The sequence below is a fragment of the Neisseria sp. P0021.S006 genome (assembly GCF_051956895.1).
The window spans coordinates 1-756 of the sequence record NZ_JBQCWZ010000657.1 but is presented as its reverse complement, the minus strand read 5'-3'; the positions used below and the strand labels follow the sequence as shown (position 1 = coordinate 756).

General features: G+C 48.9%; 1 protein-coding gene. It reads right to left on the bottom strand.

Annotated elements, in window-relative coordinates; genetic code table 11:
- Positions 1–756 (bottom strand): sodium-dependent transporter (locus tag ACTHUM_RS16295; protein ID WP_440403462.1); only part of this gene is annotated, 756 nt, incomplete at both ends.

Here is a 756-nt window from a genome sequence, read left to right as displayed (position 1 = left end):
GAGTTAGGGGCAACGCCAAAGCTGAAGAGGGAAGGGAAAATCATAAAGCCGGCCAACACGGCAATCAAAGTGTTGGTAATCGCGGTAATTACGGCCGTCTGAACCAGATCTTCATTTTTATCCAGATAGCTGGATAATGTAATCATCACGCCGAAACCCAAGCTCAAGGCGAAGAACACTTGTCCTAAAACGAAGACGAACAGTTCGGCAGTAATTTTGCTGAAGTCAGGTTTCAGATAGAAGGTAATGCCTTCCATTGCGCCCGGTAGGGTAACGTTGCGCACAACCATGGCAATCAGGAATAAAAACAGCAAAGGCATCAGGTATTTTGCCGCTTTTTCAATACCGCCGATCACGCCTTTGACCAAGATCCATTGGTTCACAACCACAAATAGGAAGGTGTAGAAAGCAATTTCCCAAGGGCTGTTTTCGATGTGTTCGGTAAAGAAGCTTTTGGTGACTTCGCCGGAAACAGGGCTGGAAATGTCCAAATTACCGCCGATGATATTGACGATGTAGCTGATAACCCAGCCGCCGAGCACCATGTAATAGGCCATGATGCCGAATGCGCCGAGCAGGCCCATCCAACCGACCAATTTCCAAACTTTGGCAACGGGTTTGCCATTCATTGTGCCGCCAAACGCATCCAGCGCGTTCACGCCTTTGCGGCGACCGATGACATTTTCCACCAAAATCATTGGAATACCGATGACCAGCATGGCGATACAGAACAAAAACACATACGCGCCGCCGCCG